The sequence below is a fragment of the Aneurinibacillus sp. XH2 genome (genome assembly GCF_001439585.2).
GTDB lineage: Bacteria > Bacillota > Bacilli > Aneurinibacillales > Aneurinibacillaceae > Aneurinibacillus > Aneurinibacillus thermoaerophilus.
On the sequence record NZ_CP014140.1, the window covers coordinates 941,993 to 965,014 of the forward strand.

20 protein-coding genes and 1 pseudogene are annotated in these 23,022 nt (G+C 38.1%); 20 read left to right on the forward strand and 1 reads right to left on the reverse strand.

The annotated features are described in order from the left end of the window. The first annotated feature begins 90 nt into the window (after window positions 1-90). From ACH33_RS04585 to ACH33_RS04665, 16 genes are all read left to right on the forward strand, one after another. A complete protein-coding gene (locus ACH33_RS04585; protein ID WP_057897970.1) occupies window positions 91-837 on the forward strand; it encodes a beta-ketoacyl-[acyl-carrier-protein] synthase family protein in 747 nt (248 codons plus the stop codon). A 12-nt stretch (window positions 838-849) separates the two neighbouring features. Further along, the gene (locus tag ACH33_RS04590; protein ID WP_057897971.1) at window positions 850-1,983 is read left to right on the forward strand and encodes a beta-ketoacyl synthase N-terminal-like domain-containing protein; all 1,134 of its coding nucleotides are present in this window, start codon (window positions 850-852) and stop codon (window positions 1,981-1,983) included. A gap of 70 nt (window positions 1,984-2,053) precedes the next feature. Then, window positions 2,054-3,055, forward strand: a complete 1,002-nt coding sequence (locus ACH33_RS04595) for an ABC transporter ATP-binding protein (protein WP_057897972.1) — start codon at window positions 2,054-2,056, stop codon at window positions 3,053-3,055. Further along, a complete protein-coding gene (locus ACH33_RS04600; protein WP_057897973.1) occupies window positions 3,033-3,854 on the forward strand; it encodes an ABC transporter permease in 822 nt (273 codons plus the stop codon). Before ACH33_RS04595 ends, ACH33_RS04600 begins: the two co-directional genes overlap by 23 nt. Before the next feature lie 2 nt (window positions 3,855-3,856). Further along, window positions 3,857-4,669, forward strand: coding sequence for an ABC transporter permease (locus tag ACH33_RS04605; RefSeq protein ID WP_057897974.1), 813 nt, complete (start codon window positions 3,857-3,859; stop codon window positions 4,667-4,669). 25 nt (window positions 4,670-4,694) lie between these two features. Next, a complete protein-coding gene (locus tag ACH33_RS04610; RefSeq protein WP_057897975.1) occupies window positions 4,695-5,702 on the forward strand; it encodes a MupA/Atu3671 family FMN-dependent luciferase-like monooxygenase in 1,008 nt (335 codons plus the stop codon). 18 nt (window positions 5,703-5,720) lie between these two features. After that, a complete protein-coding gene (locus ACH33_RS04615; RefSeq protein WP_057897976.1) occupies window positions 5,721-5,984 on the forward strand; it encodes an acyl carrier protein in 264 nt (87 codons plus the stop codon). Continuing rightward, window positions 5,984-7,099, forward strand: a complete 1,116-nt coding sequence (locus tag ACH33_RS04620) for an aminoacyl--tRNA ligase-related protein (protein WP_057897977.1) — start codon at window positions 5,984-5,986, stop codon at window positions 7,097-7,099. Before ACH33_RS04615 ends, ACH33_RS04620 begins: the two co-directional genes overlap by 1 nt. Window positions 7,100-7,138: 39 nt before the next feature. Beyond that, complete coding sequence (locus tag ACH33_RS04625) at window positions 7,139-8,329, forward strand: aldehyde dehydrogenase family protein (RefSeq protein WP_057897978.1); 1,191 nt, start codon at window positions 7,139-7,141, stop codon at window positions 8,327-8,329. A 34-nt stretch (window positions 8,330-8,363) separates the two neighbouring features. Next, window positions 8,364-10,076, forward strand: a complete 1,713-nt coding sequence (locus ACH33_RS04630; protein ID WP_057897979.1) for a thiamine pyrophosphate-binding protein — start codon at window positions 8,364-8,366, stop codon at window positions 10,074-10,076. Window positions 10,077-10,148: 72 nt separating this feature from the next. Further along, window positions 10,149-11,111, forward strand: coding sequence for a hypothetical protein (locus ACH33_RS04635; protein WP_057897980.1), 963 nt, complete (start codon window positions 10,149-10,151; stop codon window positions 11,109-11,111). Window positions 11,112-11,143: 32 nt separating this feature from the next. Continuing rightward, on the forward strand, window positions 11,144-11,713 hold the full coding sequence (locus tag ACH33_RS04640; RefSeq protein ID WP_057897981.1) for a hypothetical protein: 570 nt from the start codon (window positions 11,144-11,146) through the stop codon (window positions 11,711-11,713). A gap of 74 nt (window positions 11,714-11,787) precedes the next feature. Continuing rightward, entirely contained in the window at window positions 11,788-12,936 is a 1,149-nt protein-coding gene (locus tag ACH33_RS04645; RefSeq protein WP_057897982.1) for a cysteine peptidase family C39 domain-containing protein, read from the forward strand. Window positions 12,937-12,961: 25 nt separating this feature from the next. Continuing rightward, window positions 12,962-14,317, forward strand: a complete 1,356-nt coding sequence (locus ACH33_RS04650; RefSeq protein WP_057897983.1) for a class I adenylate-forming enzyme family protein — start codon at window positions 12,962-12,964, stop codon at window positions 14,315-14,317. Between the two features lie 752 nt (window positions 14,318-15,069). Next, complete coding sequence (locus ACH33_RS04660) at window positions 15,070-16,491, forward strand: aldehyde dehydrogenase family protein (protein WP_236781963.1); 1,422 nt, start codon at window positions 15,070-15,072, stop codon at window positions 16,489-16,491. Window positions 16,492-16,561: 70 nt separating this feature from the next. Continuing rightward, the gene (locus ACH33_RS04665; RefSeq protein ID WP_269465343.1) at window positions 16,562-17,647 is read left to right on the forward strand and encodes a tartrate dehydrogenase; all 1,086 of its coding nucleotides are present in this window, start codon (window positions 16,562-16,564) and stop codon (window positions 17,645-17,647) included. A 153-nt stretch (window positions 17,648-17,800) separates the two neighbouring features. Here the strand turns inward: ACH33_RS04665 and ACH33_RS04670 are convergent, their stop codons facing one another. Then, window positions 17,801-19,165: a sigma-54 interaction domain-containing protein gene (locus ACH33_RS04670; RefSeq protein ID WP_057897987.1), complete on the reverse strand. Its 1,365-nt coding sequence runs from the start codon at window positions 19,163-19,165 to the stop codon at window positions 17,801-17,803. Between the two features lie 259 nt (window positions 19,166-19,424). Here ACH33_RS04670 and ACH33_RS04675 point away from each other — a divergent pair, with 259 nt between their 5' ends. From ACH33_RS04675 to ACH33_RS18550, 4 genes and pseudogenes are all read left to right on the forward strand, one after another. Next, the gene (locus ACH33_RS04675; RefSeq protein WP_057897988.1) at window positions 19,425-20,510 is read left to right on the forward strand and encodes an aromatic ring-hydroxylating oxygenase subunit alpha; all 1,086 of its coding nucleotides are present in this window, start codon (window positions 19,425-19,427) and stop codon (window positions 20,508-20,510) included. Between the two features lie 239 nt (window positions 20,511-20,749). Further along, window positions 20,750-20,938, forward strand: coding sequence for a DUF3311 domain-containing protein (locus ACH33_RS04680; RefSeq protein WP_057897989.1), 189 nt, complete (start codon window positions 20,750-20,752; stop codon window positions 20,936-20,938). After that, window positions 20,935-22,410: a sodium:solute symporter family protein gene (locus ACH33_RS04685; protein WP_057897990.1), complete on the forward strand. Its 1,476-nt coding sequence runs from the start codon at window positions 20,935-20,937 to the stop codon at window positions 22,408-22,410. Before ACH33_RS04680 ends, ACH33_RS04685 begins: the two co-directional genes overlap by 4 nt. A 92-nt stretch (window positions 22,411-22,502) precedes the next feature. Further along, a pseudogene (locus tag ACH33_RS18550) lies at window positions 22,503-23,021 on the forward strand (CocE/NonD family hydrolase). Window position 23,022 lies beyond the last annotated feature (1 nt).

The following is a 23,022-nucleotide window of genomic DNA, read 5'->3' on the forward strand; positions in this document are numbered from 1 at the left end:
TGCAACTTGTTTTTTGGAAAATATGGTGATAATATGTAAATAAATTGGTTTGTAATAACATATATTGAAAAATATGGAGAGGTTAGGGTGATGGATAGGGAATTGATTACAGTTGTGACCGGGTATCATTTCTTTATAAATAAAGAACAAATAAGCTCGAATAAATGGTTTGGGAAAATAAATGATGTAACTTTCACTTCAACACTTACACTAAAACCGTTCAAAATTCATCAAAAATTGGCACCGTTTCTTCTGCAATCCGTTGCTTATGTTGTTTCTTTGTTAGAACAGAGAAATCTTTTACCGGAACCGGATCGAAGAGGAGTCATTATGAATGTGCCTAATGCTATCTCTATAGAAATTGATTCTTATCTTAATGCTTTCCATCAACCGCGCAGAAGAATCAGACCTCATCAGAGTTTATCTATAGATTCAAGCTCCCCAACTGCACTTGTTACCTTACAATTCAATTTTAAAGGACCCTCAGCTACATTGACTGACTTGTATGGTGGTTTGAGCGGGTTAGGCTGGGCGTATAATCTGATAAAGGAGGATCGTACTGATTTAATGTTAGTAGTTGATATAGATAGAGAACGGTCCTTAACAGATAATTTTGTTGGAAGTATTAGTGTTGCGGCGTTAATGAAAGAGACTTCCCTGGGGGGGATAGTACCAATCGGTAAATTAGTGGATTGGTCATTTAGGCATCCAGGAAATGATAGTTTATACGGAAGTAAGTTAGAACAGGCAATGACCTGGCTTGAATCAGAGAATTCATTGCCAAGGTTTGGTTATGTCGATCACGACAACTGGGCAATTTGCTTTACCAAATCATAGGGGGGACAAGGAGTGAGAGTGGGTATAGCTGGTCTGGGTATTGTTTCTCCTTATGGATTCGGTCTTGAGTCGTTTTCTAAAGGTCTGTTTTCTGGAAAAAGCGCGCTTACTCCTTTAACCAGATTTGATGCTCGAGGGTTTCGATCTCAAGTGGGTGGACAAGTTGACTTTCAAAGTGACAAATTGGAGGAATCAATATCGAAATTTTGGTTGAACAAAGCCTTAGAAGAGGCAATGAAACAAGCAGAATGCAAGATAGAGACGTGGCGGAGCTGTAAGAAAGCTATTATTTTACCAGTTGTGAGTGGGGATTCTTCATCTACATATGGAGAAAGGGCAGAGATCTGGGTAAAAGATCCTTTGGATTTCCTCCCTTTTGCATGGCGTGAGCGAACACCTGTATTACGTGTATCAGCAGCATGCTCTTCCATTAGTTCTGCAATCGCAATGGCCAAAAGCCTTGTTTCACAAGAACAGCTTGATATGGTAATGATTGCACGAGCAGAGTTATTAAATGAATATGAATATGCTTCACTTGACATTGTTAAAGCTATTTCAACAGACACAGCACGTCCCTTCGACCAAAATCGTAATGGAATTTTAGTAGGAGAAGGGGCGGGGGTCATTTTACTAGAGTCAGAGGAATGTTTGCGAGATCGTGGGAAAAAGCCGCTAGCATGGATAGATGGAATTAGTCATATTGTTAGTGGATATGGAACAAATATGGTTGAGCTAGATAAAGAGAGTACGATGCAAACCATGCGTGAAGCACTAGAGGAAGCGAAGCGTAAAAAAGTTGATTGCATTCAGGCACATGCAACAGGCACACCACAAGGTGATCTTATTGAGGCAGTGAGCATTGTAGAGGCTATAGAAGAGGGGAACATGATTCCGGTTAGCTCCCATAAAGGTGCTATTGGGCATTTATTACGTTGTTCAGGAGTAATGGGATTAGCTACAGGGGTAATTTCCTTGAAATGTCAAGCAATACCAACGACTATTGGTTTGATAAACCTCGATCGGGCCTGTCCTATTCACGCAGTAATCGGACGTAGTATGAAAGCAACAGTAGAGTCTGTGCTTATCAATAGTTTTGGTTTCTGCGGAAATTATGTGTCTATGGTAGTTACTTCAGCGAAATCTTAAGAAACAATGAGTATTAAAAGTGTATTTTTGTAGAAAAATTGTGCGATAGTGTCAGAAAATAGGAGGAAGTATGAGTTTTATACACGTTTCTAATCTACGGAAAGAATATGCTTATTACAGAAAAGAAGTTGGATTACTCAATTCTATTAAAAACCTGTTTCATCGGGAAAAGCTGGTTAAGGAAGCGGTACAGAAGATTTCATTTGATATTGATGAAGGAGAGATGATAGCTTTTCTTGGACCGAATGGTGCTGGAAAAACAACAACCTTGAAAATTTTATCGGGCATCTTGCATCCAACAAGTGGAGAAGCAACTGTGATGGGTTATGTTCCATGGGAGCGTAAAAAGGAATTTAAAATGAACTTTTCTATCGTTATGGGACAAAAAAGTCAGTTATGGTGGGATTTACCTGCTAATGAATCCCTATATTTAAATAAATTTATTTATGAAGTTGAAGATCGTGAGTATCAAAAAACATTGGATGAACTAACAGAGTTACTTGATGTTAAGGATGTTTTGGATGTACAGGTGAGAAGACTTTCTTTGGGAGAAAGAATGAAGCTAGAATTGGTGGCTGCATTAATTCATCGACCTAAGGTTATTTTCTTGGATGAGCCTACAATTGGATTAGATCTTATTTCCCAGAAAAGTATTCGTAAATTTTTGAAGTATTACAATGAAGAGACGAAAGCTACGATTATTCTAACAACGCATTATATGAAAGATGTAGAAGACCTTTGTAAAAGAGTTATTATTATCAATCAAGGAAAGATTGCCTATGATGGCAACTTAAACAAAGTAAATGAATTACTGAATCAGAAGAAGCTTGTTAAAATTCAATTTTCCTCTCCTGTTCCACAAACAGCTGTAGAAGCTTATGGGATTGTAAAAGAACACAATGAATTTGAAAGTTTGATTGAGCTGGATCGCGAGCAATTAAAACAAAATTCTAAATTGATATTAGAACATTTGCCTGTAAGTGACATTAATGTAGAGGATATCCCCATCGAAGATAGCATTACGATTTTGTATAAGAAGGATGAGAAAAATGAGAAGGTTGCGCAGTTATAGGAAGTACATTCATACTTTTCAATTAGGTATACAATCAGCAGTTGAATATCGAGCTAATTTTGTTTTGGGGATTGTAGGAAGTGTATTCTCCATCACCATATTGACTTACTTATGGACAGCTATTTTTAATAGTCAAAGTCCTGGCTCTACCGTTTTTGGGTACACATATCGGGAGATGATTACTTATACACTGATTGCGGCAGTGACAGCCAGGATCATTCAAGCTGGTTTTGAGTATGATGTAGCGGAAGATATAAAGGAGGGTGGACTTAACAAATTTATAATTAGACCGATTGGCTATCTTCCTTATAAAATCTATTCTTTTCTTGGTTCTAAGCTAATTTATATTGTTGTCAGTTTTATTTTAATCTTTATTATTTTGTTCATGTTAAATAGGCTGATTCAAGTAGAGATTAGACCTGTTAATATCTGTTATTTTCTTATTACACTTTTGCTTGCTCTCGTATTAAACTTCTTTATCTTCTTTTGTATTACTACCATAGCCTTTTGGCTTGAGAATGTCTCTTATATATTTGAAGCTCCGAAGATTTTACTGGTGATTTTAAGTGGAGGGATTTTTCCACTAGATGTCTTTAGTGATACAATTCTCTCCTTTCTGAACTACTTACCCTTTAAATATACGGTAAATTATCCAGTAGATGTGCTTATTGGGAAGTACCAAGGTATGGAGCTAGTGAGAGGAGTGGGTATACAGGTATTCTGGATTGTGGCTTTTGCTCTTATCTCCAAACTTTTATGGGGTATTGGTATTAAAAAATATATTGCTATAGGTGGATAAACGTGGCATGGGTTAGAGAAGTAAAAAAATTACTAAAGATTTATTATCTATTCGGTAAAAATTGTATGATGGCGCAGATGGAATATCGTTTTAATTTCTTTGTTGGAGTCATTGTGGAGAGTGGTTTTGTATTATCGAAGTTGATTTATATTTTCGTAATATACCAGTCGGGTTTGATTATCGAAGGATTAAGCAGAGATTCTATTCTATTGTTCTCAGGCACATTTATGTTGGTGACAGGGGCATATGTAAGCCTTTTTGTCGTTAACTTTTTCAAAATTTCAGAGGAATATATACAAGAAGGGAAATTAGATTTGTATATTACAAAACCGATATCCCTACAATTCCTTACTACAATGAGATATATAGACTTCGGCTTGGCGATTCCAAACTTAATAGTTGGAAGTGTGCTATTAGTGATGGGATGGGTTCGATTGGGAATTGAGGTTAGTTTTGCTAATATCGTAGGCTATGCGCTATTTTTAATCGGAGGAATTGTAATTAGTTATACGATTATGTTGATTCCGCACCTCTTTTCATTTTGGTTTATTAATACATCATCTGTGAACGACTTAAGCAATGACATTTGGGAATTTGGTCATATGCCAGCGAGAATTTATGGTAAGATAATCCAGACTATTGGTATTTATATTATTCCGTTGTTTTTAGCAAGTAACTTCGGACCATTGTATCTCTTAAATCAATTAAGCACAGCGAATATAATGTGGGGTATCTTTGCTCCACTAGCATTATTGTTTTTGACTCGGTTATTATGGAAGGCAGCTGTTCGGAATTATTCCAGTGCAAGCAGTTGAGTTTTCACAGAGAGGTGAAAGAGTAATGAAATTCTCAGTTAGTTTTTTTTCAAACATAAATGATTCTGTAGCGCAAAATATGCAGAATCACTATGAATTTTTATTCAAAGTAATTCAGTTTGCGGAGGAGCACGACTGGTATGGTGTCTGGTTTCCTGAAAGACATTATCATACTTTTGGTGGCTTATTTCCTAGTCCATCCGTTTTTGCTGCGGCTGTAGCAAGAGAAACAAAAAAACTGCGTATTCAGGTTGGGAGTGTCATATTGCCTCTCCATTCGCCTATTCGAATTGCAGAAGAATGGGCGATGGTGGATCAATTGTCAAAAGGGCGAGTAAGTGTTTCCTTTGCTTCTGGTTGGAACCCTAACGATTTTATAGAAAATCCAGAGAATTTCGATAATAGAAAAGAACTAATGTGGGAGGGGATGAAAAGGATTGAAAACCTTTGGAATGACCGAGAAAAAGATATAACAATATTTCCTAAAACCTACCAGAAACGAATCCCGATTTACGTAACAGTAGCCTCTTCAAAAAAGACTTGTTATGAAGCGGGGAAACGTGGATACCATTTGTTAACTCATTTTATTTTTAATGATATGAATGATGTAAAGCAGAAGATTGAGTTGTATTATGCGGGATTACGAGATGGAGGACATAGTATAAAAGATAAAGATGTAACCATTTTGCTTCATACCTATCTGGATTATGACCTTAAAACGGTAGAACAGGTCGTAAAAAATGCCTTTTACGAGTACCAGTATGCTTTCCTGTCATTGGCAGAGGCTACTCCCCATTATGTAAGTAAGCGCGAAGAAGAGATTGCGAAAACCTTGATGCTTAGAAAGTATTCTCCTCATTATTCCTTGCTGGGTACTCCAGAGACGTGTAAAACCGTATTGAAAAAGCTAGAGGAGATAGGTGTTACACAGGTTGCTGCGCTGATTGACTTTGGATTAGAAAAACAGAAAATTATGGAGAGTTTGGAACGTTTGCATTTGCTTGTAAAAGGGGCGAATGTTCAAACTATCTAATGAAAGGGAATGATAGGAATGATTCAGGATAAGATATGTAAAATATTACAAGACCTGCTTAAGATCGAAGAGCCTATTGCTGAATGCGAAGACTTAACAAATATAGGTTTAGATTCCATGGTTGCGATTAACTTAATCGTTGCACTAGAGCAAGAATTTGATCTGGAGTTTAGAGACGAAGACCTCTTACTTGAAAACTTCCGAACTCTAGAGAAAATAGGAACTCTAATTAATGAACGACAATTAGAGCAAGTAGTCTATACAGAAGAGAGTGAATATTAATGAAGAAACAGTATCAAGTAGTTGAAGAACTTTCTCAATCGCAAGTAGAAGCGATTACTTCGAGATTGATATATAGTCTTGAGGGGATTTCTCATTGCTGCTTTTATCCTGAAACAAAGCAAATTGAAATTGACATTGTGGACAAAAGTAAAGAAAAACATATTGACCAGGTTATTCAAACTATGATAGAGGAACAAAAGAGTATCCGACCTTTTCCTAAGCGAATTATTCGAAAGACCGATGGTGACATCACAAAAGTACAGGCTGATGAGGAAAAAATAGTAGCGGAGTTTTCAGAGCTGATTCGAAAAGAGTCTGCAGTTATTTTATATGATGCATTACAGCGCCTTTTTACCAAATATGCAATTTCTAAACAGGCGAGGGCGAGAATCTATTCTTCTTTAATTCTAAGACAGACATTGGAAAAATGTCAGTATGTGAAAAACTTCCCTCAAAACTTATATGTAGTTGCCGAATTTCCTCATGAGTATGAAGTGCTTAATAATGTTAGTCAAACAGATAATTATGAAGAATATATTCGTTGTAGTGAGTATCTTCTTTCGCCAGCCCTATGTTTTCATTGCTATGAGGAGTATTCCAATCAAACATTGCATGAACCATTACTACTTAGTACAGAAGGTGTTTGCTTCCGTCATGAAGCCCCATGGCGTCTGGGAAAACACCGACTGCATAATTTTAGAATGAGAGAGTTTGTTTTTATGGGAGATGAATCATTTGTAGAGGAAACAAGGTCCTTTTTTTTAGATCTAATATGGATTTTATTTGTTAATTTGGGATTTAGAGGTTATATAGAGACGGCACATGATCCGTTTTATTTTCCTCATCATGCTGGAAAAAGCCAGTATCAGTTGATGGCTCACATGAAATATGAGCTGATTATTTCAACGGATATAGGTAATTTTTCGATTGCTTCCTTTAATAATGTAAAAGATACACTATGTAAAGAGTTTAGCATTACTGGATCAAATGGTTCGATATTACATTCAGGATGTGTAGCTTTTGGGATTGACCGATGGGTATATGCTTTGCTAGCTGTGTATGGTACTCAACTTCAAGAATGGCCTACTTACATAAAGGAAATTTTGGATATATAAATTTTTTTCTGTTTGTAAATAGAAGGAGGGTTACTATTTATGGTTTTTTCCACAAAAGAAAGAGATGTGCAATTAAAACGATTGGAAAGGCTTGTTTCAGGAATTCGAACCAACAAAGTAGAACTGCTAGATATTTTGACGGAGATTGCTACTTATGATAGTGCTGAGGCTGAGATAGAATCTTCCATCTCGACTTTGCTTGGAGCTGAAGAGGAAGTGAATCTTTACAATCCCCCTACTATTAATCGAATTGCTGTTTATCATTCATCAAATGTTTTGCTGTACTCCTACGTGTTATATGCCGCAGTACCAAGTTTATTTTGCAAGGAAATCTTGATTAGACCCTCTACAAAATCTTTATCTACAATGGTAAAACTTCATGATTTCTTGATGAGGCAGGTAGATATACCGTCCCGGCTGCTCCCTATCTCCCAACGGGAATTTAGGGCACAGGTAGGGCAACCAGATGTAGTTGTCTTTACCGGTAATTACAAAAATAGTTTGAATGTACAGAAAACATATCCGCAGTCTTTGTTCTTGTATTTCGGAGCTGGAATCAACCCATTTATCATTGGACAAAAAGCAAATATAGAGGATGCTTCCAAACGAGCCGTAGCTGCTCGTGTTTATAATTCGGGACAAGATTGTATGTGCCCCAATGTGTATTTTGTCCATGAGAATATTAAAGATCGTTTTCTAAATACATTGATTCAGGATATTGAAAAATTGCAGATTGGCGAGCGAAACATACCAGGAAATGTAATTACTCCGTTATTTTACGATGGATTGTCAAAGCAGGCACAGGATTATCTTATACAAATGAAGGATCGTATTGTTTATGGTGGAAAAGTGGATTTGTCCATTAATTTTGTAGAGCCGACTGTTGTTGTATCCCCACTCGAAAAAATTGGTAACGTTATTGAGTTTTTCTGCCCTATCTTTCATGTTGTAACCTACCGAGATGAACAAGAGGTAGTAGATTGGTTGCATGCGCCTGAACGTGTAGAGAGTACTCTCGGTGCATCTGTTTTTGGAGTACCAGAACTAGTAGAAAAATTACGTTCTACCCATATCGTTTCAGAGGATTTGAGTCTGTATGATATTGAGAACGGAAATCATCCATTCGGTGGTTATGGCTTACAAGCGAATTATGTGTGCTATCAAGGAAGTTTTATTAGTCGTCCTCTTTTAATCTCCAAAGAAGTATCAATTGCATTTGGTAGCAAATAAATCGCTACATTAACATATAGAAGGATGTGAAATAATGGAGGGAATAAAAGGTCTAACGATCTGGGATGCTTATGTGAATGTACTTATAGAGCAAGGGATAACAAAACTTTTCGGTATGGTAGGAGATGGTGCGGGATTAATTGAAGCTGCACACAAAAAAGAGGGGCTAAATATTTTCACGGCACGTGATCAGCGAATAGCGGTTGGAATGGCAATGGGATATGCTCAGGTGTCAGGAGATCCAGCTGTGCTTGTTACCAGTCCGGGACCTGGAATTGCAAACTGCATGATGGGTGTTTTAGAGGCATACTCTGCTGCTGTACCTTTAATAATTATCTCAAATGCCACAGCACGGAACATACGTGGTGAAGGAGCCTTTCAAGAAACCAACTCTATTGCTATGATGCAGTCTATGACTAAATGGTGCTATCGTGTTGAGCATTCAGAGAAAGCCCTTTGGGCCCTGCGACGAGCTGTTTTTATGGCTATTAATGGAAAGCCCGGTCCTGTCTATCTTGAAATTCCAGATGATCTCACATATCAGGAGCTAAGTAGTGAATTGTTATGGGATGCTGATAAAAAGAGCCTTCATGAACAAGGCCCTATTTTTTCTCAGCCAGAGGAACAAAGTATATATAAAGTATTCAAGCAGCTAACGGAAGCAAAACGCCCCATCATCCTGTTAGGAGGAGGGTGTCAACATCGTCCATTTGTGTCTGAACTAACAATTTCCTTAGCAGAGGCACATGGATTAGCCATCTTTACTACAGCATCTGGAAGAGGAATCATAGATGAGAGACATCCCTATGCTTTTGGAAGTGTAGGATTGTATACGTTACCACAAATCAAGAAACTTCTTTTCGAAGCAGATTTGATTATGGCGATTGGAACTCAATTAGAGGAAACTGCTTTGATGGGTTGGAAGGAAGCTTTCTCAAATACATTCTTTGTGCATATTGATTGCCATTATGGGTCGCTAGAACGCTCTGTTCATGCCAATCACAGGCTACTTGGGGATGCCCAACTTTTTCTGCAAAATTTATGGCGAATCTCATGCGAGGATATGAATTGCGGTATCAATAACAAAAACGAGTGGATAAAAAGAATGAAGGAAGTAAAACAAGAAGTTTTGTCAGTCTGGTCAGAAATAGAAGACGTAAAGGCACCTGTAAGAAGTATTCTGAAGGGAATCGAACGTGAGTTTGGAGAATATGTCATTTTGGTTCAAGATAATGGCTTACATGATATGTGGGGATATTCGTATCCTGTTTATACGGTTGCTCCGCCTGGTCGTACAGTTGTTCCAGGTGAACAGACAGCCTTGGGTTTACCTATGGGTATATCCTTAGGAGCGAAGATTGCTGATAGAAAAGCGAATGTTATCGCTTTACTCGGAGACGGTTCGTTTGAAATGGGATACTCTGCTGTAGGTAGTGCCGCTGAGCATCAATTAGGTATCACTTTTATAGTAATAAATAATGGTGGATTTTCTTGGCCAAGATTTCAACAAAGCATGAGCGGAATGGAAATAGGGTGTTGCTTTCAAATACAGCTAGACTATGCAGCTTTAGCCCGATCTGTTGGTGGTTATTATGCAAAATTAACTACTCTAAATGAATACCAAGTAGCATTAAAAGAAGCAAGGTTGTACACAAAACAAAATAAGATTGCCTTGCTAGAATTAGTAGTCAATTGGGATCAAGATTTACCAATCACAGTAATGATGCAATATGGGAACAAAGGATAATAAGTGTGTCTCATAGGAGTATTTGATTCAAAGCAATATATGTAGATGTCTAAATAAGTTAGGGGGAGTCCAATGAATCTGACTATTCCGACATACCATCCTGTCATGTATAACAAACGAAAAGAATTTTTAGATTGTTTAGAGTATCTTATTTGTTCTTATATTCAAGGATTTGGAGTACCGTATCACTGGCTTCTTTCCGACAGATGGGGATTTTATTATCGAAGCATTGATGATTTTACAGCAGCAAAAGAAGAGGTGTTAATACCTTTTCCAAGTACATTACAAAAAATTTACAAGGCAAATTTTATTCATTACGAAAAACGTGAGCTATTGGATGTAGTAAAAGAAACCATCAATCAAAATCGACAACTTTTTACTGTTGTGGATGGTAGATTCCTTCCATGGTATACCGATATGGAAATCTTCTCACATTTTGTTTTAATTCAGGACTATGACCCTGCATCCAAGGTTTTTTATATAACAGATTTGTGGCCATATGAATTTTCTGGCTGGTTCCCGATTGAACCTACTAAGCAAGCCTATGAAGTAGAAGGTAGATACAGCTTTGTATTGACCGAACCATCCTTACAAATCAACGAGGAATTGCTTCTACAGCAATTTAGGTCTGTTTGCGACAAAATTATTGGTACTGATCCCGGATATGAGGGCTATCTTAGCGGACAAAAAGCATTGCTTACATGTAAGCAAGATATGATATCGTATGGAAGAGATTTGGGAATTCATCTAAATAAAATGTTTGATATGTTAAAACGAGTAATAAATTATCGGGATGGTTTTTTAGAGTTTGTTTTATATGTAAATCAGGATCAAACAAGTCCGGTTCGCGGTGAGATAGATCCAGCACTTATTATTTTAGTAGAAGAGACGGTAAATATGTGGGCTGTGTTTCGAAATTATTTGATTAAAGCAAAGATTACAGGTAGTGTTAATTTCCAAAAACAGATTGATTGGGTTGATAAAATTATTGAAAAAGAAAAAGAGGTCTATGAAAAGTTAATCAGCTATTTCTAGATTGTTAGAAAAGTAATTGAGGTGCTTGAACAATGAGTATGACAGATGCACATATAATTAGTTTGGCATCCGTTTTTAATACAAAGGGAGTATCAACTCAAGACCCAACGTATGTTGCTCAATTAGATCATGTACACAGCAGTATTCCTGGGGAGATATTTCCAAGTGATGAAATAATTTCATATGGGGGAATTCCTTTTTTCTTCCCATTAACTGAAACGGTTGATAATGATGTTATAAGTTGTGATGGTCAAATTATTGAAGTAAACGCTCAAAGTTCCTTTCAAACCTTAGCTTTCCTAGGCTTTTCGCTGTTTGGTGATTATCAGGATAAATTTATAATTAGATATGTGGATGGGATGGAAAAAGAAGCACGATTTGGTTTGACTAACTGGAAACAGTATAAAACTGGGACACCATTGTTTGGAGAGCAGATAGCAATGTCTCTCCCCTATTATGTAGAGAACATGATTCTTACTGAACTCCCAAGAACCATTTGGTTGCAGAAAGTATCTCTTCAGTATCCAGAGCGTATTAAACAAATCATACTGCCAAGGAATCCATATCTGATTATAATTGCTCTTACCCTGTGTAACGTATAGAGCCAATACGTTCAAAAGGGAAGCGTACAATAATGAAAATACGATCATTTGCATAAGAAAGGGAGCGTACAGTAATGGAAATACAACCATTCGCACCAGAAAGGAAAGCTCCGTATTATTCCATTTGTCTTCACGTTATTTTGCATGAACGACTAAGGCATGAGGGAATGACTAGTTTCCTTAGTTTACATCCCAATTTAGAGATGTATAGCGTAACGGTTTATTCTAAGAAAAAAGATGTAATCAACATGGAGTATGGCTTATGGGACGAATATATAGATTCTTTCCGTTTAAGTAAGCTGGGCTATGGAGTCAGCCCGGAGCATATGGGCTATAAAGTAGAGAACATATCGTTTAAAACCTATGAGGAAGGTAAAGCAGCGATTATTCATAATATTAAAAATAAACATCTCTCATTGATTGGTGCTACGTATTTCCACTTACCTTACAGTGAATATTATCATAGTGATAAGTATCTGATTGAGTACAATAGTCTTCACCCTGGAATTATTAAGCATTGGATATCTGTATATGGGATAGATGAGCAGAAGGCATTAATTTATGATGGTGTTCCAGCAGATTATGTTGGGAGCATAAAAATTCGAGACTTTGAAGCATGCTGGCGTGGAGATCGGGCTATTAAGCAATTAGAAAAAAATACGAAAGTACAGGGTAAAAAAGAATTTGAAATGCTACAGCTATATGAAATTTGCAAAATAGGTAAGAGTGACGTAATGAAATTGATGGAGAGTGTAGCTGTTACAGTTGCTTTTGAATATAATCGGGGGCTCATAATCCGAGAAGGTAATGACACGCATTACTTTGGAAGAAGTGCGATTAATCAGCTAGTAGAGGATTTGATCTCCTATAAATATGATGATCACCTGAATGGAGGTCATCTTTCTGATTATGGTCAAGCTGTTCTGGAAATAAAATTAATGCGCTACTACTACCTAGATTTGCTTAAAGATTTGGTAATGCTATACGGTTCTGCTTATGAGGAGGATTTGGCCTGGTTTAATAGGATTGTAAAACAATGGGAAGCTATAAGTATTGGTCTGATGAAGAATATTATGCGACAGTCACCACTTAAAAAGTTTTTAGAAGCAACAATTGAGTCAGTAGAGCAAACAAAGATGCAAGAAAATCAATTTTTTATTGAGTTCCTCCAAAGACATTCTCAAATTTCTTTAGTAAAACCCATAAAAGCAATCCAAATATGATCTTTCAAGGAAGGAAAGAAGCGGTTTGATTAATTATGAAGTTTTTGTTGGTAGTACATCTTATACAGGTTTTATTAAACAAGAAATACAACAACTCATGTTTAGTATGAATCGTTTAGGGGTTTCTGAGGGTCATTTGGTTGCAATCGCTATTCATGAGCCTATCTCTTGGTTAATTGCCTATTATGCATGCAAGGAACTAGAAGCGGTTCCTATCATGCTCGGAAAGGTGGCTGAATTAGACAAACAGTTAGAGATAGTTCGAGCTGACTATGTGTGCTATATGAGCGATCATTACAGGATACAGATTGAGAGACTGTCCTTGGTAGGGGAAAAGAATATACCTAGTAATACCGCCCTCATTTGTAGAACCTCAGGCTCTACTGTAGGAATACCTAAATATGTAGTATGGAGTAAAGAGGGAATTGAATATCAGAAACGTGAGACAACACGAGTATTCGAGTATAAGGAGGGGGAGCGACTTCTTTTCACATTACCGCTTTGGGGTGCATATGGATTGAGTATTGTGGGTATCTTGGAGCAAAATGGTATGGATTTGGTCATTCCTGCTAATTTACGTCCCCGATCTATACTTACTGTACTACAGAAGCAGGGAGTTAGATGGGTAGAAAGTGCTCCTTTTTTTTATCAATCTATGCTTCCTTATCTATTAAAAGAACGTAGAGGGATTGTAGATATTGGAGTAAAGGGATGGGGATGTGGAGGTGATTTACTTCCCTATGCTTTTGTTCAACAGTGGGTGAAAATGACGGGTGTTCCTATATTGGATGGTTACGGGTTAACTGAGGCGGGGCCTAATGTATTACTGAATAGTCCTTACGATTATCGTTACGGAACGGTTGGCAAACCACTTGTTGGAACAGAAATTTGCTTTTCCGAGGATAGAGAGTTATGGGTACGAAGTCCTTCTATAATGTTAGGGTATTATGCCGATGGACAAGTAGATGCCTCAATGCTTAAGGATGGATGGCTGCTTACTGGTGATATGGCAATGAGGGATGAGCAGGGGTATGTGACGATTTTGGGAAGAAAAAAGAATATTATTATTGTCAATGGATATAATGTCAGCCCAGAATATGTAGAAAGAACCATAAGAGAATATGATGGAATAAGAGACGTAGCTGTTGTGGGGATTCCTCATCCAACACGCGGAAATCGATTGTGTGCTTTTGTGGTAGGGGATAAGTCTATTACGAAAAGAGACATTGACCTATTTATAAAAGATAGAATAGAAGAGCCTTCCCGACCGAGTTTTTATGAAATGCTTCCTGATTTACCGGTTCTAGCTAATGGAAAGACAGATCGAAAACAACTACAAGCGATAGCAGAAGTACGATTTGGTCAAGGAAGTTTCGTGTAGATGCCTAGAAGGGGTACCGCCAACATTTTGACGTATAACCCACGCTAATACTGTTTTTGGAATCAGAAACTGGGACTTTAAGGTAAGATTTATTCTGGAAAATGAAAGGATAAATTTTTATTTAGGAAGACAATAAAGCCTTCTGAGAAAACAGGAGGCTTTCAATTTTCGACTTTTACTTTCTTTGACTTTTGTTTTAGTATAATTGTGGAAGGAAATTTATTCCTGTCAATGCTTCAAACGTCTGAAAAAGGCTTGATACGCTTTATCCAAACGTTCGACTACGTTTTGCAAAACTTGCGAATGAACAGTCTTATACTCTTCACATAAAAAAGGTTTTTCAGATAGCATAAGCACTTTTCTTCGATATTTTACAGACCAGACGATATAATAATTGACATTCCCCTCTCCTCTAAAAAGGCAGCGGATTCCTGTCCGCATTTCCTAAAATTCTTCCAAGCAATAAAATGATAGAGCTTTATCGTTCTCTTGGGTTTTTATCCCGTTAACTTGATGGGCATGTGGCGGTACCCCGATAAATACTGAGGTTGTTTTGAGTTGATAGCAATTCGAAATGAGTTAGTATGAACTCGCAGTGACAAAATCAAGAGAATGAAAATATGGGTAAACATCAGAAAAATTCGCTTGGCATTCCTTTTGCAATTATAAAAATAGTGTAAAAATTTTTATACTTATCCATGCATGAATGTTTTGTCACCTTGATGATGTTCAAAGGAAGAGAGGATGGGAGTATGCAAAAAAGATTGTTTATCAATGGAGAATGGATCGAATCGAAGGAATATCATCCGCTTTATTCGCCTTATTCAGGCGAGCTGCTTGCTTACATTCCTATGGCTACAGAAAAAGAAGTTGAACACGCCATTGAATCAGCCTGTCAGGCCAAAGATGTATTGGCAAAGATGCCTGCGCACAAGCGGGCAAGTATTTTGGAGAAACTGGTTTTTCTTCTCCAAGAGCGCATGGAAGAAGCGGCGAAAATCATTGCAGTTGAAGCGGCCAAGCCGATTGCATTGGCACGGGCGGAAGTAGCGCGTACGATTGAAACGTACAAGTTTTCTGCTGAGGAAGCAAAAAGAATACACGGTGAAACAATTCCACTTGATGCTGCGCCAGGCGGGGAAGGAAGAGTCGCGTATACGGTTCGGGAACCTGTCGGTGTGATTGGAGCGATTACACCATTTAATTTTCCGATGAACCTTGTCGCTCATAAAGTAGGTCCGGCAATTGCAGCGGGAAATACCGTTGTGCTGAAGCCTGCTTTACAAACTCCATTATCTTCTTTGTTTTTGGCTGAATTATTTGAAGAAGCGGGGTTGCCTGCAGGAGTGTTAAATGTAGTGACCGGAAGCGGAAAAGACGTAGGGGAGAAAATTGTTACTGATCCGAGAGTGAATATGATTACATTCACCGGCAGTCCTGGCGTTGGGATTAGCATACGCAATAAAGCAGGATTAAAGCGGGTTGCGTTAGAACTCGGCTCGAATGCTGCTGTTATTATCGATAAGGGCGTTGATATTGACCGTATTATTTCTCGTTGTGTTACCGGTGCTTTTTCTTTCCAGGGACAAGTATGCATTTCCTTGCAGCGAGTATATGCCCATGAAGAGATATACGAGGCTTTTGTTGAAAAGTTTGTGGAGGCGACGAAGCTATTAAAGATAGGCGATCCACTCGACCCAGCCACCGATATATCTGCGTTGATTTCTTTCCAGGATGTACAGCGTACGCTTGATTGGATTGAAGAAGCAAAACAAGGAGGGGCAAAAGTAGCGATAGGTGGAAAAGCGGAAGGGAATGTTTTGTATCCGACCGTCATTCTGGAAGCGGACGCGTGCCTGAAAGTTTCCTGTCAGGAAGTGTTTGCCCCGATCGTGTTGATTAATAAAGTGAAGTCTGTTGAAGAAGCCATTGAATTTGTGAATGATTCTCGTTTTGGTCTACAGGCCGGAATCTATACGGAAAACGTGCGTACTGCGCTGGATGCAGCTGAGAAATTGCATGTAGGCGGGGTTATGCTGAATGATATTCCGACATTCCGTGTCGATCATATGCCTTACGGTGGTGTGAAAGAAAGTGGCATGGGGCGTGAAGGGGTCAAGTTTGCTATTGAGGAAATGACAGAACTAAAACTTATTGTCTGGAACCGAAATTAGTGTCAAGTGATCTGGGAACAGGAATTTTCCTTCTTCAAAGATAAAACTAGAGCATAGGAGGAGTAGATTGGTGAAAACATTTAAAATTGCAGTCATTGCAGGTGATGGAATCGGGCCGGAAGTTATTGGTGAAGGTGTGAAGGTATTAAACAAAGTGGCTGAATGTAGCGGAGATTTCTGTTTTGACTTTACGTATTTCCCATGGGGATGTGAATACTACCTAAAGCATGGAAAAATGATGGATGATGATGGGATTGAGCAATTAAAAGCGTTTGATGCCATTTATCTTGGAGCTGTCGGCTATCCGGGCGTTCCGGATCACGTTTCATTATGGGATTTGTTGTTAAAGATTCGTAAAGAATTTGATCAATATGTGAACATTCGTCCCATTAAATTATTACAAGGAGCGCCTTGTCCGTTAAAGGATGTTAGAAAAGAAGAGATTGATATGCTATTTATCCGCGAAAACAGCGAAGGGGAATATGCCGGTGCCGGGGATTGGTTGTTTAAAGGGAAACCTGAAGAAGTTGTGCTACAAACGGGCGTTTTTTCTCGCAAAGGGACGGAGAGAATTATTCGATATGCTTTTGAGACGGCACGGAAAATGGGCAAATCGTTAACAAGCATAAGCAAAGGAAATGCGTTAAATTACTCCATGGTATTCTGGGATCAAATTTTTGATGAGATAAGTCAGGAGTATCCGGATGTTGAAACACGCTCGTATCTCGTGGACGCGGCCAGCATGTTTATGGTGAAACAGCCGGAACGCTTTCAAGTCGTCGTCTCTTCGAACTTATTTGGCGATATATTAACGGATTTAGGGGCTGCGATTGCCGGAGGAATAGGATTGGCTGCCGGAGCGAACATCAATCCAGAGCGAACGTATCCTTCAATGTTTGAACCGATTCATGGATCTGCGCCGGATATTGCAGGCCAGGGCATTGCCAATCCCCTTGCGGCGATATGGTCTGCGAGCCAAATGCTTGAATTTTTGGGATACGAAGCATTGGCAGACACTGTGATACAAGCTATCGAAAAAATATTGCAAGAAAAAGAAGTTCTCACCCCGGATATGAACGGCACGTCTTCTACTTCGGAAGTAGGGGACAGAATAGTAGAAATTCTCTCTTCCATGTTGCATGATGAACAGCTTTAACGTCCCTTGTTCTCTCAACAATAATATGGCGATATGATATGGTTGGAAGTCCCCTATCGAATAGGGGGCTTTCATTTTTGCTGTGTAGAATATGGTTTGATTTATACGTAAATATCGCCACAAGGATTGGTTGCATGTTTATCCTTTTTGTGTTTATGAGGTTCGGCAATATTTTCTGATCAGCTTGCATGCCCTCGTTTGGCTAATTTGCAAATCTTTGGCGACTTTTCGGGAACTTTTGTTTTTTTGGTATGAGTTGATAACCATGTTTTTTTCAAGTTCTTCTATAGCCTCATCCAACGAAGCGGAAGATGTAAAATATGATTTCGGTTTTGCACTTTGTACAATCGTGTCTGGCAAGTCCTCTACTTCAATTATGGAGTCAGTTGTGACGACCAGTCTCTCGATGACATTTTCTAGTTGCCGGACGTTGCCGGGCCAATCGTAACTGAATATAATATCGAGCGCTTTTTGTGAAATGAGCCGATATACTTCATATTTTTTATTGAACTTGTTAAGGAAGTAATATGTTAAAGGAATAATATCTTCTACTCTCTCTCGTAAAGGTGGCAATTTGATTTCGATGACATTGAGCCGATAATAAAGATCTTCTCTGAAGCGTTTTTCCTGCACCATTTCGTATAAATTTTGGTTTGTTGCCGTAATAATACGGATATCCAATTTTTTTGCTTCCCGCCCTCCGACAGGAAAGAATTGGCGTTCCTGAATCACTTGTAGCAGTTTAGCCTGCATTTTTGGTGAGATTTCTCCGATTTCATCCAGGAAAACTGTACCGCCGTTCGCTGCTTCCAGGAGTCCCATTTTTCCTCCTTTGCTTGCTCCGGTAAATGCTCCATGGACATAGCCGAATAGTTCCGATTCGAGCAGTTCTTCTGGAATGGCCGCGCAGTTAAGAGATAAGAAAGGGCCGTTTTTTCGTGTACTCATCTGGTGGATATATTTTGCTAGCACGCTTTTTCCGGTGCCAGATTCCCCCTGAATTAAAAGGGTTGTATCCACTTTTGCTACCTTTTCGCAAAAGGCAATAAGTTTTTTCATCTCTTTATTGTTTGTGATGAGATTTTTTGAAGATGGATACTCTGTTTCGGAATCATTCTTTTCGTGAGTATCTGGCATTTGGAGCTTTTTGTAGTTTTGCTCCTGAGAGGTCGTAACGATCAATTCGATTTCATTATCTTTGTTCAAAATCGGAATGGCTGTTGTAATGAGTTCTCCCCCTATATATGTTGTCTGCTTAATGGTGATTGGTTTTTTCGATGTTAAAACGAAAGGAACGATCGAAGGTGACCAGTATCCTTTCGAAACGAACTCATCATTCGTTTTTCCGATGACTTCGCTTGGCTTCAAGCCGTAATGCCGCTCACAAACTTTATTGACATAGATGATACGACCCTCTTTGTCTAACACAAAAATTTCATCCGATGAATGATCGAGAATGTTCATAAGAGTTTCGGCACTGATTTCTATTTGTTTATTGTTTTCCGCAGTTCTTTGCATGTATAATCACCACGCCTTACTCTAATTCCATTTTTTGTATAAACATTCCGAATTTAATAAATTGAGTATAAATTCACTCGATTGAGTTAATTATAACTCATTTTTATAGTTAAAAAAAGAAAAAATAGAGTTATTTGTGTTGGGAATAGCGGAATTTTTATTGGCATTAATATTGCTTTAAAAATAGTTAAAGAAAGCAACAACTTGTACAATTTTCTCCGAATTTTTAAACAAAAGTGTGAGAAGGGAGTTTTCAGTCATGGAAGTAAAAGAACAGAAGGTTGTATCCAAACCCAAACAAACGATTCCGTATTATCTTTATACCGACCCGAATGTATTAAGGGTAGAACAAGAGAAGATTTTTGCGAAAAGTTGGCAATTTGTAGGACACATTAGCCAGTTAGCAAATCAGGGTGACTATTTCACATGTGAGGTAGCCGGCGAGCCTATTATCGTTGTGCGTGGGAAAGACGAAGAAATAAGAGCGTTTTATAATGTTTGTCCACATCGTGCAACCAAATTAGAGAAAAAGGAAGAAGGGAATAGGAAGGTTCTGCAATGTGGTTATCATGGATGGACTTTTAATTTGGATGGTTCTTTGCATAAAGCGCCGAACTTTAAGGATGTCCCTGATTTTTGTTCAGGAAGCGCCTGTCTTCGCTCAGTTCGGGTAGAAACGGAAGCCTCCTTGATTTTTGTGAATCTTGATGAAAGCGCTAAACCACTTGCTGAAAGCTACGGTGATTTTTTTGAAGATCTAAATAGATTTGAATTCATTAGAGAATTGAAAAAGGTAAGACAAAAAACACGAGTCATTAAGGCGAACTGGAAAGCATTCATTGACAATTATCTGGAATGTGATCATTGTCCGATTTCCCATCCGGCTCTGGTTGCTACGTTAGATATGAATAATTACAAGATTATCCCTTGCGAGAATTATTCGATTCAAGGTACGACTGTAAAGCGGAACAAACAGGTGGGAAGCGTAGAACTGGATAAAGCGGAAATGCAAGGGGGCCGTTTTTATTGGCTCTGGCCGAACCTGATGGTTACAATTTATCCAGGCCCGGGAAATATGTCGCTTATCCAAATGATTCCGATTGATCATGAAACAACATTAGGTGTGTATACGTATTTCTTCCGAGATGAAAATCTGACACAGGAAGAGCTTGATTTAATCAAATTTATGGAACAAGTGCGGGATGAAGATGTGGAATTAGTCGAGTTGGAGCAAATTGGTTTCCGCTCTCGAGCCTTTAAAAAAGGTATTTTTTCACCTACAGAAAACGGGGTCGTACAGTTTCATGATATGATTCGTGAAGTGATTGAGATAGAAGAAGAGTAAGATAACGATGCATACTAGCCTTTCAAATGGCAAAATATTTGCAGCGGAAAGGCTAGTATTCTCTTTGAGCTATTAACACTATTTGGTTCGTTTTAAAAATTGATATATTATTACATTCAAAAGATTGATAATTTAAAATAATTTATACAAAAGATAGGAAATGTAGTTACTTAATTAGCCTGCATTTGTAAAAGCATTTCAGAACACGATTGATATTTTTTAAAAGGAGGAATGCAGTAATGAAAATTTTAATTTGGTTACTGAGTCTTATACCTGCTATTGGTTCATTAACGGTAATAAACCGTGTAGAACCTTATATACTTGGTTTACCCTTTATTGTCTTTTGGGCAACCGCTTGGCTCATTTTAACTTCAGTATGTTTATATATTAGTAGCATGATCCATGACAAAAAGGAGGTAAATAAATGAATAGCGCAATATTAATCATAATAGTCACTTTTTTAGTTGCTTTCTATTTAGGTATTCGCGCTCGTAAAGGGCAAGAAATGCAACTAGAACAGTGGGCAGTTGCTAATCGTAATTTCGGTTCATTAATCATGTTTGTACTAATGGCAGGAGAAATGTTTTCGACATTTGTGTTTCTAGGGGCAAGCGGAGGCGCATATAGAATGGGGGGCCCTGCTATTTATATATTTTGTGCTCTAACCTATATTGTACCGTACTGGATTTTACCTCCTATTTGGCGTTATGCAAAAAAACATAATTTACTTACTCAATCTGATTTTTTTGCGAAGAAATATAATAGTAAGGCACTAGGGTTATTGGTAGCAACAGTTGGTGTCGTGTCTATGATCCCTTATATCGTTCTACAGTTAAAGGGATTTCAAATCATTGTATCAGAAGCTTCTTATGGAAGAATTTCACCGAATTTAGCAGTATGGATAGGTATGATTGCTGTTACTATATTTGTTTATGTGTCTGGGATTCATGGCTCAGCATGGACATCAGTTTTAAAAGACATTCTTATGCTAGTCGTTATCCTATTTTTAGGTATTTATCTACCCTATCACTATTATGGTGGCATAAAACCTATGTTTGAAACATTAGATGCTACAAAGCCGGGATTTTTATTACTACCTAACGAAGGACTTAGCATATCCTGGTACATTTCTACATGTTTAATCATTGCTTTGGGACAGTATATGTGGCCGCATTGCTTTGGTGCAAGTTTATCATCAAAGGATGAAGGGACATTGCGTAAGAATGCAGCCATTTTACCAATTTACCAAATTATTTTGGTATTCATACTATTTATCGGATTCACTGCTCTTTTACAAATACCGAATTTAAAAGGGGCAGATACAGATTTAGCTTTATTTAAAATAGCAAAAGCAACATTTGACCCATGGTTTGTGGGTGTCATAGGAGCTGCGGGATTGTTGGCGGCGCTTATGCCCTGTTCCATGTTACTGCTAACAGCGTCTACGATTCTGTCAAAAAATATTTATAAAGCGATAAAACCGAATACAACCAATGAACAACTTGCACGATTAACTCGTATTTTTGTACCTATCGTTGCACTAATCTCTTTATTTTTTACTTTTTATGGTGGAAACACCATGATTGCATTGCTAATAATGGCTTATAGTTTTGTTTTACAATTATTTCCATCTTTATTCTTTAGTTTATGGAAGAAAAACCCTGTTACCAAACTAGGTGCTTCTGCCGGGATAATAGCTGGTGTAGCTACGGTTGCTTATGTAACAATTACCGACATGACTATGGGTACCTTGTTTCCTAATTTCCCACAGTTTATAAAGGATCTTGATATTGGTATAGTAGCGATTACGATTAATACAGTAGTTATGTTACTAGTTAGCGTTGTTACTAGTAAAGCAAGGGTGAGAGCATATATTGAGAAAAGAGTTACTTTTGAATAATAACGATACGAAAAACAAAGGGGGTGAATGGTTTGGAAATAACACAAATCTTGTTAGAAAAAAATGTTCCATGTACGATGTGAGACGGGACGGTGTTGTATGCCAATATTTATCGACCCAATCAGCAAGGGAAATTTCCTGTATTATTGACACGACTTCCTTATGGCAAAGATTTGCCCTTTTATTCACATCGTTACCTTGATACAAACCGCCTTGTCAGCAATGGCTATGTTGTCATCATCCAGGATGTTCGGGGCCGTTATCATTCCGAAGGGGAATTTCATCCATTCACATATGAAGCAGAAGATGGTTATGATACGGTAGAATAGGCTGCATCATTGCCTTATTCTTCTGGAAAAGTCGGAATGTTTGGTCTATCTTACTATGGATTCACACAATTGCTGGCAGCTGCTGAACGCCCGCCGCATTTGTATGCGATTTTTCCGTGTATGACATTGAACGATCAGAGGAATGGAAGTTTTTATCAAAACGGTGCCTTAAAATCAACCCTGCCTGTTAGAAGGCAGGGTCAGCTTGCAGATAGACCCCCTCTCCTATTAGTGGCAACGAGGGAGTTTGTCTGCAAGCTGACCACTCAAAAAATGTTTTGAG

Excerpts from the sequence above, each read along its gene's own strand:
- ACH33_RS04585 (WP_057897970.1), top strand. The coding sequence starts at position 91 with ATGGATAGGGAATTGATTACAGTTGTGACCGGGTATCATTTCTTTATA.
- ACH33_RS04595 (WP_057897972.1), top strand. The coding sequence starts at position 2,054 with ATGAGTTTTATACACGTTTCTAATCTACGGAAAGAATATGCTTATTAC.
- ACH33_RS04600 (WP_057897973.1), top strand. The coding sequence starts at position 3,033 with ATGAGAAGGTTGCGCAGTTATAGGAAGTACATTCATACTTTTCAATTA.
- ACH33_RS04610 (WP_057897975.1), top strand. The coding sequence starts at position 4,695 with ATGAAATTCTCAGTTAGTTTTTTTTCAAACATAAATGATTCTGTAGCG.
- ACH33_RS04615 (WP_057897976.1), top strand. The coding sequence starts at position 5,721 with ATGATTCAGGATAAGATATGTAAAATATTACAAGACCTGCTTAAGATC.
- ACH33_RS04620 (WP_057897977.1), top strand. The coding sequence starts at position 5,984 with ATGAAGAAACAGTATCAAGTAGTTGAAGAACTTTCTCAATCGCAAGTA.
- ACH33_RS04625 (WP_057897978.1), top strand. The coding sequence starts at position 7,139 with ATGGTTTTTTCCACAAAAGAAAGAGATGTGCAATTAAAACGATTGGAA.
- ACH33_RS04630 (WP_057897979.1), top strand. The coding sequence starts at position 8,364 with ATGGAGGGAATAAAAGGTCTAACGATCTGGGATGCTTATGTGAATGTA.
- ACH33_RS04635 (WP_057897980.1), top strand. The coding sequence starts at position 10,149 with ATGAATCTGACTATTCCGACATACCATCCTGTCATGTATAACAAACGA.
- ACH33_RS04640 (WP_057897981.1), top strand. The coding sequence starts at position 11,144 with ATGAGTATGACAGATGCACATATAATTAGTTTGGCATCCGTTTTTAAT.
- ACH33_RS04645 (WP_057897982.1), top strand. The coding sequence starts at position 11,788 with ATGGAAATACAACCATTCGCACCAGAAAGGAAAGCTCCGTATTATTCC.
- ACH33_RS04660 (WP_236781963.1), top strand. The coding sequence starts at position 15,070 with ATGCAAAAAAGATTGTTTATCAATGGAGAATGGATCGAATCGAAGGAA.
- ACH33_RS04670 (WP_057897987.1), bottom strand. The coding sequence starts at position 19,165 with ATGCAAAGAACTGCGGAAAACAATAAACAAATAGAAATCAGTGCCGAA.
- ACH33_RS04675 (WP_057897988.1), top strand. The coding sequence starts at position 19,425 with ATGGAAGTAAAAGAACAGAAGGTTGTATCCAAACCCAAACAAACGATT.
- ACH33_RS04680 (WP_057897989.1), top strand. The coding sequence starts at position 20,750 with ATGAAAATTTTAATTTGGTTACTGAGTCTTATACCTGCTATTGGTTCA.
- ACH33_RS04685 (WP_057897990.1), top strand. The coding sequence starts at position 20,935 with ATGAATAGCGCAATATTAATCATAATAGTCACTTTTTTAGTTGCTTTC.